This is a genomic window from Lacihabitans sp. LS3-19 (assembly GCF_024343575.1).
Taxonomy (GTDB): domain Bacteria; phylum Bacteroidota; class Bacteroidia; order Cytophagales; family Spirosomataceae; genus Leadbetterella.
This window is the reverse complement of record NZ_RJUA01000003.1, coordinates 125,818-144,471: the sequence shown is the minus strand read 5'-3', so window position 1 is coordinate 144,471 and position 18,654 is coordinate 125,818. Positions and strand designations below refer to the sequence as shown.

General features: G+C 42.5%; 6 protein-coding genes. 5 read left to right on the top strand and 1 reads right to left on the bottom strand.

The genetic code is table 11. The features are described from left to right. The first annotated feature begins 72 nt into the window (after positions 1 to 72). The gene (locus EGI22_RS04480; RefSeq protein WP_255066665.1) at positions 73 to 11,460 is read left to right on the top strand and encodes a cadherin-like domain-containing protein; all 11,388 of its coding nucleotides are present in this window, start codon (positions 73 to 75) and stop codon (positions 11,458 to 11,460) included. 1,190 nt (positions 11,461 to 12,650) lie between these two features. Here the strand turns inward: EGI22_RS04480 and EGI22_RS04475 are convergent. Then, entirely contained in the window at positions 12,651 to 13,256 is a 606-nt protein-coding gene (locus EGI22_RS04475; RefSeq protein ID WP_255066664.1) for a sensor histidine kinase, read from the bottom strand. Positions 13,257 to 13,719: 463 nt separating this feature from the next. Between EGI22_RS04475 and EGI22_RS04470 the strand changes: the two genes are divergently transcribed. Genes EGI22_RS04470 through EGI22_RS04455 form a run of 4 tightly spaced genes read left to right on the top strand, consistent with a single transcriptional unit; the run spans position 13,720 to position 18,645 of the window. After that, the gene (locus EGI22_RS04470; protein ID WP_255066663.1) at positions 13,720 to 14,193 is read left to right on the top strand and encodes a hypothetical protein; all 474 of its coding nucleotides are present in this window, start codon (positions 13,720 to 13,722) and stop codon (positions 14,191 to 14,193) included. Positions 14,194 to 14,203: 10 nt separating this feature from the next. After that, positions 14,204 to 15,871, top strand: a complete 1,668-nt coding sequence (locus EGI22_RS04465; protein WP_255066662.1) for a tail fiber domain-containing protein — start codon at positions 14,204 to 14,206, stop codon at positions 15,869 to 15,871. A gap of 18 nt (positions 15,872 to 15,889) precedes the next feature. Then, on the top strand, positions 15,890 to 17,275 hold the full coding sequence (locus EGI22_RS04460; protein WP_255066661.1) for a tail fiber domain-containing protein: 1,386 nt from the start codon (positions 15,890 to 15,892) through the stop codon (positions 17,273 to 17,275). Next, positions 17,272 to 18,645: a tail fiber domain-containing protein gene (locus EGI22_RS04455; protein ID WP_255066660.1), complete on the top strand. Its 1,374-nt coding sequence runs from the start codon at positions 17,272 to 17,274 to the stop codon at positions 18,643 to 18,645. Before EGI22_RS04460 ends, EGI22_RS04455 begins: the two co-directional genes overlap by 4 nt. The last annotated feature ends 9 nt before the right edge of the window (positions 18,646 to 18,654 follow it).

Below are 18,654 nucleotides of genomic sequence, written 5' to 3'. Positions count from 1 at the left end.
TAACTTCAAATCCATTAGACAAAACCGTTTTTACAATTCCGATTATCAGTAAGTAAACCTCAAAACCATCTCATGAAAACACTTTTACGCTATACTTTTTCAATCACACTCCTAATAGTAGTAGGAAGCCTGCACGCCCAAAACAACTGGGACCAGATTATCAAGACTGTGAGTAGTACTCGGTCGGGATTCCCTTTCGATGAACGAGGATCTAGCGATGGATTTGGCATCTCTGTAGCTATAGATGGAAATTATGCAGTGGTTGGAATCCCCTTTGAAGATAAGGATGCCTCTGGTAATAATCCTCTTCAAAACGCCGGTTCTGCCTACTTTTATGATCAGGCAGCATTACCATCCGTCACTGCGACAGGTACCCTAACTTCATTTTCCGCTTGCTCAGGCTCAGTCTCAGCTGAGCAAACTTTCACCATTAGTGGCTCAGACCTCACAGCAGATATCACTGTAACCGCCCCTACAGGCTTTGAAACAAGCACCAGCAGCGGTACAGGTTTTGGTACTTCCGTAAGCCTTACTCAAAGTGGCGGCAGCGTAGCCAGTACCACTATTTATGTTCGTATGGCCTCTACGGCAACTGGTACACCAAGTGGAAATTTAACCTGCAGCAGTACTGGTGCTACTGACCAAACGGTGGCTGTAAGTGGCACCGTTAATGCATTACCAACGGTGGCATTCACTTCTACTTTATCTCAAATAGACCTTGATGCCGGGGTTCAAACCGGTATTTCAGGCGGTAGTCCAACCGGTGTAGTACAAAATACTACTGATAATATCTTAATTGATAATGTTTCTTTTGTAGATGGTGGAGTAGCCACAGGTCACATAGATTTTGATGTTTTCCAGGGTAACTCCTCCACCACGTCATCTGATTTTAGTGTGAGTGTTTCCGGTGGAAACACTTCAAATTTCCCTTCACTTACCTACGATCAGACAAACTCAACGGCTACTCTTACAGGTGGACCCAACATCATAACAATCATTCATACAGCGACCAATAGAAGGCTCTATTTACCCGTGACCTTCAATATGATTTCAGGTCAGAGTCTGGGCACAAGAAATCTAAATCCAACCGCAAAAGAGGACTTTAATGGCACAGCACCTTCAAGAGCTGCTACAGGAAGTTTTACTTTTGGTCAATATTATGAAACTACGGGTGTGTATTCGGGTCCCGGAGTGACAGACAGAGGTGGATCTTTCTTTTTTGATCCCGCTACTGCTGGTTTGGGAACGCATACTATTACCTACACATTTGCAAATGCTAACGGATGTTCCAGTTCGGCAACTGATGAAATAGAAGTAGTGCCTTCTTGCGACATCGCGATCACTTCATCCACTCCAACAGCAGAAACCTGTCTAGGGGCCAATGATGGCGAGATAGCTGTAATTCCTACCTGCACTGCCTGTACAAGTATTGAATATTCAATAGATGATTTTGCAACAGCCCCAAATACTACGGGAACTTTCACCGGCCTTGCTGGTGGAACCTACACCGTAAAAGTGAGAGACAGCGGCGATGCTGGATGTACTGCAGAGCAGGCAGGAGTTGTGGTCCCATCAGGTCCGGTCACTCCGGCAATCCTCTTTGATGATGCTGCAAGCACTACCGAAGATACCCCAATTGCAAGTATCGATATTTTAGCCAACGATCAAAACACCAATTGTGGCACAGATCGTACGATTATTTTGCTCGAAAGCGGTAGTAAAGGTATTTCAGTAGTAAATCCTGATAATACCATTTCCTATACACCAGATGCCAATGCGGCAGGATGTGAGACCATTAAATACGCTTTTGCAGACCCAATTACCGGACTCACTGCAAATAATGATATCGCCCTTACCGCAGCAAATACGCTAGTAAGCATCGATGTAACAGGTAATGACACCGATCCCCAAAATGACCCGCTTAGTGTAGCAATTCTAAACAATCCAACAAACGGTACTGCTGTTCTAAACGGAAACAACATAGACTATACACCATCAAATGGTTTTAGCGGTACAGACGTTTTCACTTATGAGATCAATGATGGAAATGGCAATACTGCACAGGCCACTGTGCAAGTAGTGGTGGGAGGTTCTTTAACCTCTGGTTTAGTGCATTATTTGCCAGAGAAGTGGAACAGCAAGAATGTTTCCAGAAAAAGCTCGGCCCTTTGGCTAAGTACAGAGGGACCGGGAAATGCCACTGTTAACGTAACAACATTAGCCGGCTATAATCAGACTTTTACAGTGACACCTAATGTGACAAACAAAATTCCTTTATACACCGATAATTTACAGGTTAATATAGCTGAATTAACTACAATAGGGAACAGAAACTCCTTCAATTCTATCGGAAACAATGGCATAAAGGTAGTTTCTAACATACCTATAAATGCCCAAATAGTACAAGAAGGTGGAGGAGGTCAATCATTTTTACATTCAAAAAGCACCGATGCTTTAGGTACAGAATTTTATGTAGCTCAGCAAGGCAAGTTTTTCAATGGCACCACGCAACTGCAAACCTATGAGAATAACGGTGAAGTAGGCACATTTCCTTCTCGCTCTGTTATATCTGTAATGGCTATCGAAAATAACACCTCAGTTACTTTTACCACACCGCCTAATACGACATGGAATTGGGCAGGTACTACTCTATCAACAGTTAGCGTAACCTTAAATGAAGGTGAAAGCTATCTGATTTCGAGTGACAATGTTGCGAATAATTTAACCGGGGCCAAAGTTGTTTCAGATAAACCGATAGCGGTAAGCAGCGGTTCTTTTGGTTTGACCTATAACCCAGGCACTGATAACGGCTGGGAACAGACGGTGCCGGTTTCAAAACTCGGAATAGAATATGTAGTATTTAAAAGCAGTGGGAATTCGAATCCAGATGAGGCCTACGTAGTAGCTACAGAAAACAATACAACTGTTTCAGTAAATGGGCAATTAAAAGCGACCATCAATGAAGGTCAGTTTTATATACTCGACTTGGAATCGGTAACAATTGCCACAAATTCTCCACATTATATCAGCACATCTAAGCCAGCTTATGTATACAATTGCACAGGAAAGGTGGGCGGAGAACCTGGCCTTACAGTAATAGCCCCTCTAAATGTAAACGGGAAAGGCGATTTCAGGTTTAGAACTACCGTTCTTGGATCCACCTCCACTGCCTCAGTGGTATTGATTACCTCCACCTCGGCTACCTCATCTGTTTCTCTCCAAGATCTAACACTTGGGCAGCCAGTAAGCATTCCATCTTGGACACCAATAAGTGCCAGACCGGAAATATCTTTTGCAACCATTGAATTGGATGATGCTACCGAATTTTACCTAAGTTCAGCTGCGTTTTCTCAAATATTTATGCGTTCGGCAGGAAATCAAGGGGGTGGCATTGCCTATATCGGTGGTTTCTCAAATACTCTTTTTACCAGTATTCCTGATCAGGTATTGGCGGTAGTAGATTTTGACATGACCTTTAACCCACTGGCCAATGACACTGACCCTGCTGGCGGAACAATCAGTATCACTAATTTTACTCAACCAGACCATGGTACGATCGTCAAAAATGGTGATGATACATTTACTTACACACCAGATGTAGGTTATAGCGGTGCCGATGGCTTTTCTTACACTATCAGCAACGGAGCAGGGCTTTTCTCTACCTCCAATGTCACATTCGATGTACAAGCTTTATCCGTAGGAACTCTAAACATTGATATTACACCAGTAGCCGATAATCCTGGGATTTCCATAGAAGACGGAAGTGGAAATGTGAACAATACTATTAGTTTGACAATCAATACGACAGGTTCCAGCGACACAGATGGAAGTGAAACCTTAGATAACGCTGTGATTTCGGGCGTACCTGCTTCCGTCAATTTTTCGGCTGGTACAAATAATAACGATGGTACCTGGACACTTACTCCAGCTCAATTGGCAGGATTAACTGCAACTGGAACAGCAGGGGGAACTTTCAACCTAACGCTTACGGTCAATGTGACTGACGAAGTCACCGATTGTTCAAATACCCAAACCAGTAATTCTGATGCTTTTATTGATCAATTTTCCCTAACACTGATCCATCCTTGTGACCTTACTATTTCCTCCGTCACTCCAACTGCAGAAACCTGTCCCGGAGAAAATGATGGATCAATCAGTGCAGTGGCTACTTGTTCTGCTTGTAGCGGCATTGAATATTCGATTGACGATTTTGCGACATTTAATACCACAGGTACTTTCACTGGATTAGCAGATGGAACCTACACTGTAAAAGTAAGAGACAGTGGAGATGCAGGGTGCAATGCCACAGAAAGCAATGTGGTCGTTGCTGCAGGGGTAGATAATACACCTCCAGTAGTTACCTGCCAAGCATTCACCTTGGTTTTGGACAATAGTGGAAACGGCACTCTGGCCGTCAATGATGTATTAGTATCTGCAACTGACAATTGTGGAATTGCTACAAGTGTTTTAAGTAAAACCAATTTTACTTCTGCAGATGTTGGCACAAACAATGTTACCATGACCGTCACCGACGTCAACGGAAATCAAAATACTTGTGTAGCAGTGGTGACTGTAGAATTGAGCTGCGATATCGCTATAACCTCCGCTACGCCAACAGACGAAACATGCCCTGGAGCAGACAACGGAGAAATTACTGTGATAGCAACTTGTAACACTTGTACAAGTATTGAATACTCCATTGATGATTTCGCTACGGCTCCAAATACAACAGGCATATTTACAGGTTTAGCAGATGGTACCTACACGGTAAAAGTAAGAGACAGCGGAGATGCTGGATGTAATACCACAGAAAGTAATGTGATAGTAGCCGCAGGAGTAGACAATACCCTGCCAGTCGTTACTTGTCAAGCATTTACTTTGGTTTTAGACAATAATGGAAACGGTACTTTGGACGTCAATGATGTATTGGCATCAGCTACTGACAATTGTGGAATTGCTACAAGTGTTTTAAGTAAAACCAATTTTAACTCTGCAGATGTTGGCACTAATAATGTTACCGTGACCGTCACCGACGTCAACGGCAATCAAAATACTTGCGTTGCAGTAGTGACTGTAGAACTGAGTTGCGACATTGCCATCACCTCCGTTACGCCAACAGCAGAAACCTGCCCCGGAGCCAATGATGGTCAAATCATAGTTGTGGCTACATGTACCACTTGTACCAGTATAGAATATTCTATTGATGATTTTGCGACATTTAATACCACAGGTACTTTCACCGGATTAGCAGATGGAACCTACACGGTAAAAGTAAGAGACAGTGGAGATGCAGGGTGCAATGCCACAGAAAGCAATGTGGTCGTTGCTGCAGGAGTAGATACTGAAGCTCCAACTTTCATAGATGAATCCATAATTTCTCTATTTGATAACAATTTTGAAACGCCATTAATCACTCCAGTAGATGGTACTGATAATTTCAAAGATGTTTCCATTCAGCAAACTGTAACTCAATTATTTGGGTCAGCATTTTTACAACGATTTACGGTTGAAACCTTATTAAACAATGGCTCAAATAACGTTTATAGCGACAATACAGGGCAGGCTGGAAATTATTCCTTAGGTATATGGAATAGCGGCGGCGGCTCTCCTGGTGGGCAAGATGATTTATTGGGATTCAAATTTAATAAGCAGGGAAATGATTATTTAAACGTTCAATTTGACTTATCACCCATTGGTCTCTCCTGGGATGGCACTACCATATTCGTTGACGGTATTCATACAAGCTATCCAGACGTACCCGAAATGAGACTTGTTGTCTATGATAATCCACTAAACAACTTCAGCATCACAAACCCCAATGCAAGCACTATTATAGCACAGGACACTGTTGTAGGCTTACCATCTAGTTCGCCATTCACTTACAACTGGAAGACTGTTACTGCTGGTTTGGATGTATCTGCTGCAACAAACGAGAACATCGTAATTGTTTTTGATTTATTGGGTAGAGGCAAAGCCTATGCTGCCATTGATAATTTTATTATTAATTCCGCAAATTCTTCTATAGAAAATACACTTCCAGCTGATATTACCATCCAATGTTTAAGCGACTTGCCAGCTGTTCCAATCGTGACCGCATTTGATAACTGTGATAATGACGTGTCGGTTACTTTTGCCCAAAATCCAGAAACACCTACAGGAAATGATCAAACAATCACCAGAACATGGACTGCCACTGATAATTCTGGAAATACTGCCTCTGGCGTACAGACAATCACGGTAGATGATGTTACAGCTCCAACAATCGCCGCACCAGTAGATATTATTTTGGTGGCCAATAACAATACCTGCGACGGTGTTGATAGTCCAGCTCTGGGATCGGCCACAACAAGCGATAACTGCTCTAGCAATATCACTGTAAGTAATGATGCACCTGGCACATTCCCTTTAGGAACTACCAAGGTGTATTGGACGGCAAATGACGGAAATGGAAATATCAAAGTGGATAGCCAATTGGTGACCGTCGTAAAACCTGAAATCAATATTCAAGGAAATAGTGAAGACATTGCAAGCGGTGATATTACACCGAATACAACAGATCATACTGACTTTGGAGGAACAGATACCGAAACGCCAATAGAAAAAACTTTTACCATCCAAAACCTAGGTACTTCAACACTTAACCTTGCATCGACCAATCAAGTGACACTCACAGGTGACAGCGAATTTAGTGTATTACAACAGCCTTCGTCTTCTACTATCGCAAACGGAGGCTCAGACCTAACTTTTATAATTAGATATACTCCAACTACGGCAGGCACACATTCGGCTATTGTAAATATCACAAGTGATGATTGCAATGAAGCTACATACACTTTTGCAATAAGCGGCTCAGCCGTATTAGCTTGCGATATTGCTATAACCTCCGCTACCCCAACTGACGAAACCTGCCCTGGAGCTGATAACGGTGAAATAAGCGTAGTGGCTACTTGTACCACTTGTGCAAGTATCGAATACTCCATTGATGATTTTGCTACTGCTCCAAATACAACAGGAATATTCACAGGTCTGGTAGATGGAACTTATACCGTAAAAGTAAGAGACAGTGGTGATGTGGGCTGTATTGCTACGCAAAGCAATGTAATTGTGTCTGCCGGTGTTGACAATACTCCGCCAATAGCAGTATGTCCTGCTTCACAAATAACACTTTACCTAGATGCAGCCGGAACAGCCACTCTAGCAGCCAATAGCCTTGGCGATGGCAGTAGTACTGACAATTGCGGAACAGTGACTGAGACAAACCCTCTGATAAACTTCAGCTGTGAGAATATCGGTGCGAACACCGTAGTGCTTACCGCAACCGACGGAAATGGCAATATAGATACCGTACACTGCACCGTGACCGTTTTGGATACCATTTCGCCAACTATAACTTGCCCAACCGATGTTACGGTTTATACCGAGCCGGGCTTATGCACAGCAACCCTGGCCGATTATACAGGCGATGCTTCAGCCACAGACAATTGTGGAGCTCCTAATGCCGGAAGCAGCAGCACCTACTTAGCCAATACCTATTCAGAAGGCTCTTTTCATGGTATGGGTGTAGCGGCAGATGGCAGCCTATGGCTTTGGGGATTTGATGGCTTTGGTCAGTTTGGTGACGGTCCTGCAAACGGAACGAGTCTTAGCCCAATACAGGTAGGAACAGACATCGATTGGTCAGCTGTATTTGCTGGTGAAGCATATAGTATTGCACTAAAAGAGAATGGAACACTCTATGGCTGGGGGCAGAATAATGGCGGCCAGGCAGGCAATGGCACATTTAATACAGTAAATACCATTTCGCAAATTGGCTCAGATACAGATTGGACAAAGGTTTCAGCAGGATACAACCATAATTTAGCTATAAAATCAAATGGTACTTTGTGGGCTTGGGGAACGAATATTCAAGGACAATTAGGGGATGGAACCATTTCACCCAAAGCCACTCCCGTACAAATTGGAACGGATACAGATTGGGATTTTGTATCAGCCGGTTTCTATCATAGCCTTGCAATTAAAACAGACGGAAGTCTTTGGGCATGGGGCTGGAATGCTGATGGTCGATTAGGAACAGGGGGAGCCAGCTCAAATTCGCCTGTTCAGGTTGGGACAGACACCGATTGGTCTTTTGTTTCGGCTGGAAACGGACAAAGCCATGGAATAAAAGACAACGGCACCCTTTGGGCATGGGGCTGGAATTTTTATGGTCAGTTGGGTGATGGAACAAATACAGACAGATATACTCCGGTACAAATAGGTACAGCAATAGACTGGGTATCAGTTTCTGGAGGTGAAATACATAGTATTGCTTTAAAATCGAATGGAACAGCCTGGGCAACCGGATCAAATGATGAAGGTCAATTAGGTAACGGTACAAATAACAGCTCAAATAGCTTTGTACTAGTAAGTAACATAACAGATTGGTCTTCGGTAACTACAAAAACCTACAGCAATGTTGGCCAAAGAAGCAATGGAGAATTGTATTCTTGGGGCCGTAATCAAGGAGGAGCGTTAGGTGATGGAAGCTCCGTTAACAAAGACACTCCAGTTCCCCTAAGCTTTACTGCCAATTCTCCTGGCAATGCTGGAAGTGGTTTTGTGATAACCCAGAGCCCGGCTGCGGGAAGTTCTTTGGCTTTGGGAACCAATACGATTACATTATCGACCACCGACGCATCAGGTAATACCTCCTTATGTACGTTTAATGTAACTGTAGAAGATAATATTCCTCCTACACTGGTTGGTTGCCCAGCCACAGCTACTTTTACGATCGATCTTTGTAACGAAAAAACCATCAATGCCGATAGCTTAGGAATCACGGCAACTGATAATTGCGGTACCCCTACAATTACTTTAAGTCAATACTCCTTCACTACGCCAGGAACATATACCGTTACCGTCACTGCTACCGATGATGCTACATTGACAAGTACTTGTAGCGTGGAAGTGACTATTGTTGAAAACCCGAATTTCTTCACTATTTCGTTGACTGATGATCAAATCGATGCCTGTGTAGATGGAAGTTTCACCTTTACTGCAGCCTCGCTTTTGGCCAATGACAATACTTCAAACAACTCTGTTTTGGAAGTACAGGAAGTTTCTTTGACCAACCCATCAGACGGTACATTGACAGACAATGGCAACGGAAATTTCACTTTTACCCCTGCTAACGGAGTAACAGGCAATGTTTCTTTGACCTACTTGGCCAAAGCCGCAGGAGAGGAACTGTATTTTGAACCTAATGGCCATTATTATGAATATGTTGCTGCTCCGGGAATTAGCTGGACCGCCGCAAAGGCAGCTGCGGAAGTCCGAACGCTTTATGGACAATCCGGTTATTTGGCTACAATTACTTCTCAGGAAGAAAATGGCTTTGTGTTTTCAAAACTCCAGGGTGAAGGCTGGCTTGGTGGAAAAGAAATAAACGGTGTAAATGGTGGCGATTGGCGATGGGTCACAGGCCCAGAAGCTTTGGTAGACAATGGAAATGGACTCCAATTTTGGGATGGAAATATAGGAGGAGTAGCTATCTCAGGAGTCTATCAAAATTGGATTTCAGGTGAGCCTAATAACTATCAAAACAATGAAGAATATCTTCATATGCGTACTACTGGCAAATGGAATGATTTCCCAATAGCCGGTTACTCAAATTCGGGTGATCAAATTGCAGGTTATTTTGTAGAATACGGGGGCATCGCTTGTACGCCAAACTTCGCAGCCACGGCCAATATTACCATCAATGTGCAGCCAAAACCCTCTATCACCAATATTGCAACGCAGGTAAATACTTGTCCATCAAATGTGGTGGATTTGGCAACATTGACCATTACTGATGATAATAGTGTGGCGGGCACTACCACCACCTTCCACAGTCAGGTGCCTCAAAGTGCAACTGACGTGAGCAATGAGCTTTCAATTTTGGAAATCTCAAGCGACCAAAAGATTTATGTGATGGTGGCTAATGCTACTACAGGTTGTTATGATGTGGATAGTTTTATGGTAGACATTACGATTTGCTGCGACATCGCCATTGCATCTGTAACTCCTACAGTAGAGACCTGTCCGGGAGCCGATGATGGTCAAATATCCGTAACAGCCTCTTGTACCTACTGTACAGGTATAGAATATTCAATCGATGACTTTGCTACTAGCAATACTACAGGACTTTTTACAGGTTTGACAGACGGAACGTACACAGTTAAAGTTAGAGATACCGGTAATGCATTGTGTACATCAGAGCAAACAAACATTGTATTAAATGCGGGTGTTGATATTATTGCCCCAGTAATTAACTGCCCTACCACCAAAGAAATTGCTCTTGATTTTTGTGGTGAAACAATACTTACCGCAGAAATGCTGGATGTAACCGCCACGGATAACTGCATTGCCAACCCAACTCTAAGTTTGAGTCAAACGAATTTCAGTGGGGTGGGAACAAACACAGTGACGGTTTTTGCCACTGATGGCACAAACCAAAGCAGCTGTGATGTAGCAGTGACTTTCGTAAATCAAACAGTGTCATTGACAAACAACGGACCGGTGTGTGAGGGAGAATCCATAACATTCACTGCTACTCCTATGGGTGCAAACCTTGGCTACGCCTTCTTTAAACAGCAAAAAGGCAGTACAAATTCAGGAAACAGCATTTCATTCTATGACCCATCCAATACTTATACCACCTCTGATATCGCCAATGGTGATATATGGCTGGTTCTGGTAAGTGATGGCAGTGGTTGTACCGTTTATGATACTAGCTTGGTCCATGTTAATCCTCGGCCGGTGGTTTCTCTCAATCTTAGCCTTTCAGAAATATCAATTTTTGCAGGAATTCAAACAGGGATCATTGGAGGAAACCCAGTAAGTAATACACAAACCATTGGTGTATACGCTGGTATAGGTGTAACCGATCAAAATGGTACATTTGATTTTGACCCATCAATAGCAGGCATTGGAACGCATTCAATCACCTATACTTTTACAGACGAAAATGGATGCACCAATACAGCTACCGATGAAATATTAGTGACAAACAATATTATTTTCTCGGTTTCTCCGACAGATACACTTTTATGTCCAAATCAAACCCTTACGCTCAACTCCAATGGTTGTACAGGTACCGTTTCTTGGGATGATGGCGTTTCTGTACAGACCGGAGCAAGTTTAACAATCAATCTAACGGTTTCAACTGTTTATCAAGTGAATTGCAGCCTAGGAGGCTCCAAACAGGTAGCAATCCATGTTATTGAAAACAATGTCCAAGTTATCGATGACATCAATACAGGAACCGAAGTGATTAAAGCTGTACAGACCTTGACTTCAGACAAGAAAGTGGGGATTCCTGCTGTAGATCCGAAACCATATGTGAGTTTCCAGGCGGGTAACTCTATAACGCTGGAGCCGGGTTTTGAGACCATTAGCTCAAGTGTCTTTAAGGCGGAAATAAAGACCTGTCCAGAGTAAGAATGTTAATTAGGCTACCATAAATTTCGGTTTGTGGTAGCTTTTGACATTGTTGCCATGATTAATTTAAAGGTTTGATTTTAAAGAATAATTTCAAATACTTTTTTTCTAGTTTGTCCCTTTTTGCAAAGCGGTATTATCGACTAATTTTTATTTGACTTTGAAATTATTTTTTATCGCTAGCACGCTAAGTTTTTTGAACTTGTTTCACTTCTACAGTAAAAGTGGATATTTGCCTCTCGACTACACTCGATGAGACAATTGACCTTATTTGTTTACCACAAAGGCTCGAAGAAATTCACAAAGGGCACAAAGATTTGCTACTTAGGCTTAAGCACTTGCTTTCTTCTGAAGTTTGATTATCGAATTTATTTTTTACCGCTAAGACGCTAAGTTTTTTGAACTCGTTTATCTTGTTTACTAAAAATGGATATTTGCCTCTCGGCTACGCTCGAGGAGACATTGAGCTTATTTTTTACCACAAAGGCTCGAAGAAATTCACAAAGGACACAAAGATTTGCTACTTAAGCGTTAGTACTTGCTTTCCTCCATGGTTTGATTATCGAATTTATTTTTTACCGCTAAGACGCTAAGTCTTTTGAACTCGTTTCTCTAGTTTACTAAAAATGGACATTTGCCTATTGACTACGCTTGAGGGTACATTGAGCTTATTTTTTACCACAAAGGCTCGAAGAAATTCGCTAAGGGCACAAAGGTTTGCTACTTAGCCTTTAGCACTTGCTTTCTTCTGAGGTTTGATTCACGTATGCTTTTTTCCACTCCTTGCGTTTTCTTTCCTATTTGACTTTCTTCACAAGCAAAGGTTAAACATGCTTTGAACTCTTAACTAAATAGAAATACAGATTCTAAACTTCAGCCTCAAAAATTATTTTCTTCTACGATTGAAAGACAGAACAATAAAGTTTTTGGAATATTATCCTCATTTTTCTATTCGATAAGAGGGTATCAAGCAAAACAAAAATTAGCAGAGTTTTTTCAATTGATTTTTGAATTAGATGAACAAGCCATTCATTTATAATATTTTATGCTGTATTTGTCTTATTTTGTTTTGAGGAAAACGATTCTTATTTAAACAAAAACTTGACGTGAGGTATGTTTTAAGACCTTGAATAGGTGATAAGGCTACAGTATCCCACAGATAAGATACTTAAAAAGTAACCATCAAAACCTCATTCCTTCTGCTTATGCTCAATATTAAGGGAAAAACAAGTACCGTCCATTTCGTTTAGATTTGTGCTCCAATCGATCAAAAAGGCTGATGATTTATTGAATAGGTCAATTTTATTTTTGAAGAGCTTCAGGCCAGTTTTGGAAGAATTAGCTTCAAGAGCCTTTTGGTATGCTGTGCTATCCAAACCGCCAATATTATCGCAAATATCTAATTGCCAGCCCTCTGCATGTCTTTCTTTTACAGTCAACATCACTTTTCGTTGCTCTATATTTCCATGCCACACTGCATTTTCAAGTAGCGGTTGAATGCCTAGAGGTGGAAACATGATATCCTCGGTAGGTATGGTAGCTGGGCAGTGTATTTCAAAACTGAGTTGTTTTCCAAGGCGGATGGTCACAATGTCCATATACGCTTTAGAAAGTTCAAGTTCATCGGCCAGCGAGTGAAAATTGGAAGTATGTACTTTAAGCACATGTCTCAGATAAACCGATAGTTGCAAAATGTAATCTTGGGCATCGCTTTGTTTGGCTTTTTCGATAAGATTGCGTGCGGCATTGAGGCTATTGAAAGGAAAATGAGGGTTGAGCCGCGACTGAATAGCCATGCGTTCGGTCTCGTAATATTTTTGTTGCAGCAGTAATTTTTCGTCCTGATCGTGCTTGATTTTAGTGGCCATGACAAAAGTAAAAATGCACGTATCGATAAAACTACCGGTTTGAATCGTAAAAAAGATATTGAGAAAATAGGGTAATTGATTAAAGTCTATGAGCCGGAATTTCAAAAAAGAAACAAGCCCCCAAGTCAACATAATGATGATCGCCCATCGGATGTAGTTTCGCCAAGGTGAGCGAGTTTTGAAAAAACGGAGGAACCACAGTTTAAATTCAAGACTATAAATTATTGTTTCACTCGCTATTTAAAATAACTCGGCGATTAGGTAAGGAATTTTGAAATAAAACATTTAAAAACGCACCCTGCTCCAAATTTGAAAGCTTTTGCTTCAAAATTATAAATGGTCAAGGTGTTTATAATCAGAACTTTGTGGTGTAATCAAAACGGAATACACAATGAAACAATTGACCAAGCTAATTTTATGCTCATTTCTACTTTCCTGCTCAGCAGGGATCAAAAAAGACTTTTTAAGTAGCCTGAAAGTCACCAATAACGGACTATCCTTTGAGCAGGCTTATATGGCCTCAGATGGAAAAGCATTACAAAGCGACCAACTCAAAACCGGCCAAAAGGTAACCCTGCAGCTCACTGGCGTAAAAGGCTTTGATCTTATTGATGGTATGGCATTTCCCGGTGCATCTATTGAGGTGCTGGATAAAAACGGAGCAAAGGCCATGGAGCTGGCAGACCTGTTTGCCAGTTATGATGAGACGGGCGTAAAAGCCGAAGACGCCCAATACCTCTCCGCCGCCTTAACCATCGGCAGCCCGCTTTTGATAGGTGAAACCTACACTTTCAAAAGCCATTTCTGGGACAAAAACGGTACTGGTGAGATTAATGGGGAGATGGAGTTTACAATCGTAGAATAACAGCAAGACCATGAAAAAATATCTGATCATTTTACTCGGCCTTTTCTCTTTAAAGGCTTATGCACAAAGCATTACACTTACACCCGGCTCGATTTCACCTCAAATGACCAGTAACCAACGAACAGCCATTTCAAACCCTGCGCACGGCATGCTGGTTTACGACATCGGTACTAACAGCTATTGGTTTTACCAACAAAATACCTGGAAAGAACTGCCTTCGGTTAATTACTGGCAGCTCAGCGGAGCAGCCGGAAATGAAATCAAAAACACCAACAGTGGTGGTTTTTGGAGCGAATACTCCAGCGGCCTGGACCTTAATGCCGATAATAACTCAAATCCTGCCACTTCACCAACCAACGGAGACGGAACGCGATTGATGTGGATTCCCTCCAGATCAGCTTTTCGGGTAGGTTCTGTGGCAGAAGGTTATAAGTCATGGGATGCAGATTCTATTGGTTTGTTTTCATTCGCCTCCGGCTACAATTCCAAAGCGAAAGGTTTTAATTCTACAGCCTTGGGAGGTTATACTGAAGCTTCGGGCTATTACGCAACAGTCATGGGAGGAGGCGGAATAGCTGCAGGTGAATTTTCTTTGGCCACAGGTTTAAATTCAAAAGCTTTAGGTTCTATTTCAACAGCCATTGGTCTGAATAATACGGCAAAAGGTGATGCTTCAATGGCTTTGGGCTTGGGCACCTCGGCCACCGGAAAATCGGCTCTCTCATTGGGGAATTACACGGAAGCTAAAGGCGATTCATCCACAGCCATGGGCTTGCGAACGCTTGCCTCAGGCTTGTACGCCTTAGCAATGGGAAATATGACTCAGGCTACCGCAAGAGGTTCAACCACTATGGGCGAAAGAACAATCGCCAGAGGCTCATACTCCACCGCAACAGGTTTCAATACTATGGCAAAGGCCCCAGATGGATTTTCAACAGGAGCTTATAACGATACCCTTGATTTCGCTTCACCAGACCTTCGTCTTAATGCAGACAGAATATTTCAGGTGGGTAATGGCTACTATGATTTTCTGAACTTCAATCTTGTCAGAAAAAATGCCATGACCATTCTCAGAACTGGTTTTACAGGTCTGAATAATGTCAATAGTCCTGTAGCACCCCTACATATTGGCAATGGCCCTAACTCCTGGGAAAGACATATTCGACTCGATTATAACACTAGCACCAGTGAGTACGGAAACCTGCTTTACGATCATCAGGGCATGAAATTCAAAACCTGGGGGACAGATGATAATTTCTACTTCGTCAATAAAAATGATGTTACGGTAGCTACCCTTTTTGAAAATGGAAATATGACCATTACCGGCAACCTCACCCAAAATTCTGATGCCCGTTTGAAGAAAGATATTGCCAGACTAACTCATTCTTCTTCAAAACTTCAAAATCTCAACGGTTATCACTACCACTGGCTTGATACTGAAAGAGACAAGGCTATGCAAACGGGCTTTTTCGCTCAGGAGGTTCAAAAAGAATTCCCGGAACTGGTTAAGGAAGGACAAGATGGGTATTTATCAGTGAATTACATTGGGCTTATTCCTCATCTCATTGAGGCTCACAAAGAGTTGGTAGCACAAAACAATGAACTGAAAACACGCCTAAGTGAGCTCGAAGCAAAATTTGAGAAGGCCTTTGAAAATCAATCCACTTCTTTGAAATAATTGATTCAACTGAAAACCATGAAAATAGCACTCCAATTTCTCCTGACGCTTTCTCTCACCTTTTTCCTGAGCCTCCGCACTTTCGCTCAGTCAGAAATCATACTTATTGATAGCACCAACTCCATAACCATCACACCATCTGGCCTTTTGTACGCAGATAATATTCTAGGTTCTGCTCATGTGAGGTTAGGAGAAGGCAGCCAGGCGTTTCGCAAAACTTATGGCACCAATGTCTCAGCGGGATACCACAGTCTGTACAAATTGGACAGTGCCTACGGCCCTTTGGGAGGCTTATATAATGTGGCCATCGGAAGTAAATCCATGGAAAACAGCTATGCACCTTACAGTAGCACGGCTATTGGGTTTCAATCACTTCAGAAAAACACCACCGGGCAATACCACTCAGCCCTTGGCAGCAATAGCCTTCAGTACAACGAGATACGACAAGGGCACTCGGCCCTGGGAGCACAAACCGTGAATCGCGTAGATGGTGGTTTTGGTACCACAGCAGTAGGTTATTTTGCCCTAAACGGCCCGCTTTTGACCACTTCAGATTCTGATTTTGAAGTTGCCATCGGAGCTTTTGCCAATGCATTTGCTGATCCATCTGACGAGAATACGTACCTGGGAGCATTTAGCGGTTACTCGCGGTTGGGGCTGGGAAATGCTCTGCTTGCTGGCCATCAGTCGGGTTTAAATACCAAAGGGTCTCTGATCGGCATTGGTAGTCAGGCGGCACAAAATCTGCTGGAATCAGGTCTTATCGCAATTGGTAAAAACGCCTTTAAAACACAAAAAAGTGGTGGCCGCGATATCGCTTTAGGTGCTTTTGTACAGGAAAATGTCAATTCTAATGCTGCTATCCAGAATGTTTTGATTGGAAATAACATCGGTATCCAAAATTCGGGCACGCTCATTCTTGACAGTAAGCCAATTGCAAACAATGTAAACACGCTCATGGGAAGTTTTGCCTACGACCGTGTCATGATCAACGCTACTGAGGCGGATCTGTTTTTCTATACTAATGCACTCGTAGTCATAGGCGAAGCCAGCAAAAACACTCCCGGTGACTGGATCGGTCATTCCGACCTGCGGTTAAAAACCAATATCTCTCCTCTTTCCGCTGATCTCACTTTTGAAAAGTTGAAAGCTCTTCAAGGAATCTCATACCAAAGAAAAGACAAAGAGCCCGGCAAAACAGAAATGGGTTTCACAGCTCAAAATATTCAGGAGCAGTTTTCCGAATTAGTCGTGGAGGACCCCAGAGGGTATCTACAGACGAGTTACGGAAGCATGACGGCTATTTTGACAGAGGCTATCAAAGCCCTTGAAAATAAGCTCATTGCTCTCGAAAACTATAAAGAAGAAATAAAAAACCTCAAAGCAAAACTCAATACACCATGAAAAAATTGAAATTCATTCTTTTTACACTTTCTATCTCACTTTCGGGCCTTGCCCAAGATCAAGTTATTCAGGATAATGCCACCTCATATACCATTACGCCGGGCGGCATTCTCAGTAAAATGACCTACAGCGGCCAGCGAAATCTCAATTTTGGTCAGTTTGCTTTGCAACAAAACACCGGAGATGATAATACGGCTATTGGCTACCAAAGCCTTCAGCAAAATACCAGTGGAAGCAAAAATACGGCTGTAGGATTAAGCACACTCTCACTCAATGAAACCGGCACAGATAATACCGCAGCCGGAGCATACGCCCTTCAAAATAACACAAGCGGGTCAAACAATACCGCTTTTGGAGCCGTGGCACTTTCTACAAATACTATCGGCTCTGGCAATACAGCCTTTGGCTATGCTGCTCTTCAAGAGAACATTAACGGCAATCAGAATACTGCCATTGGTTATCAGGCCTTAAAAAAGAATGCCAACGGCACACAGAATACGGCCATTGGCTATCAGGCTTTGGGCGATGGAATCACAGGTTCCTATAATTTGGCAGCAGGATATCAGGCTCTTTTGAAAAATACGGGCAACAGCAATGTGGCTCTGGGTTCCTATGCCATGCAATACACCACTGTGGGAAATGATAATGTGGCCATTGGCAGTGGAAGTATGGTTTTCGCAGACAGCGGCAGCAATAATGTGGCGATTGGTCAGAACTCTCTGAGGGTCTCCAAAGGCAGCAATAACACCATTCTGGGTTTTCAAAGCCATTATAATAATGTCTATGGCAGTCATAATGTGGCTATAGGCTTTCAGGCGGGTTTTAATGAAACGGGCAGCAATACGCTGTACATTGAAAACTCAGACTCTGACAGACCACTCATCGGCGGTGATTTCTTCGGAAACAAAGTGGGAATTAATAGAACTATAGCTGAAATACAAGCCAGCACAAACGCCCTTCAGGTAAATGGCGATGCTTCTAAAAACTCTCCCGGCTCATGGATAGGACATTCAGACGCCCGATTAAAGACCAATATTCAAAATCTATCTTCTGAAGAAATGCTTTACAAAGTTTTACAAATGCAGGGTGTGACCTACGAATGGAACGATCAGGTGACCGGCAGTACACGTCCTGAAGGAACCCAATACGGTTTCATTGCTCAGGAACTTCAAAAAATCTGGCCAGAGATGGTCAAAGAAGACGGCATGGGTTATCTCACTACAGCCTATGGCACTTTTGACCCCATGCTGGTAGAGGCCATTAAGGCTCTGAATTCGAGAATTGAATCACTTGAAAAAGAAATTTCATTAGAAATAACTGAAATAAAAGAGCTCATTAACAGCAAGTTGAGCTCACAGCTCCAAAATTGAAAGCATCTG

Excerpts from the sequence above, each read along its gene's own strand:
- EGI22_RS04480 (WP_255066665.1), top strand. The coding sequence starts at position 73 with ATGAAAACACTTTTACGCTATACTTTTTCAATCACACTCCTAATAGTA.
- EGI22_RS04475 (WP_255066664.1), bottom strand. The coding sequence starts at position 13,256 with ATGGCTATTCAGTCGCGGCTCAACCCTCATTTTCCTTTCAATAGCCTC.
- EGI22_RS04470 (WP_255066663.1), top strand. The coding sequence starts at position 13,720 with ATGAAACAATTGACCAAGCTAATTTTATGCTCATTTCTACTTTCCTGC.
- EGI22_RS04465 (WP_255066662.1), top strand. The coding sequence starts at position 14,204 with ATGAAAAAATATCTGATCATTTTACTCGGCCTTTTCTCTTTAAAGGCT.
- EGI22_RS04460 (WP_255066661.1), top strand. The coding sequence starts at position 15,890 with ATGAAAATAGCACTCCAATTTCTCCTGACGCTTTCTCTCACCTTTTTC.
- EGI22_RS04455 (WP_255066660.1), top strand. The coding sequence starts at position 17,272 with ATGAAAAAATTGAAATTCATTCTTTTTACACTTTCTATCTCACTTTCG.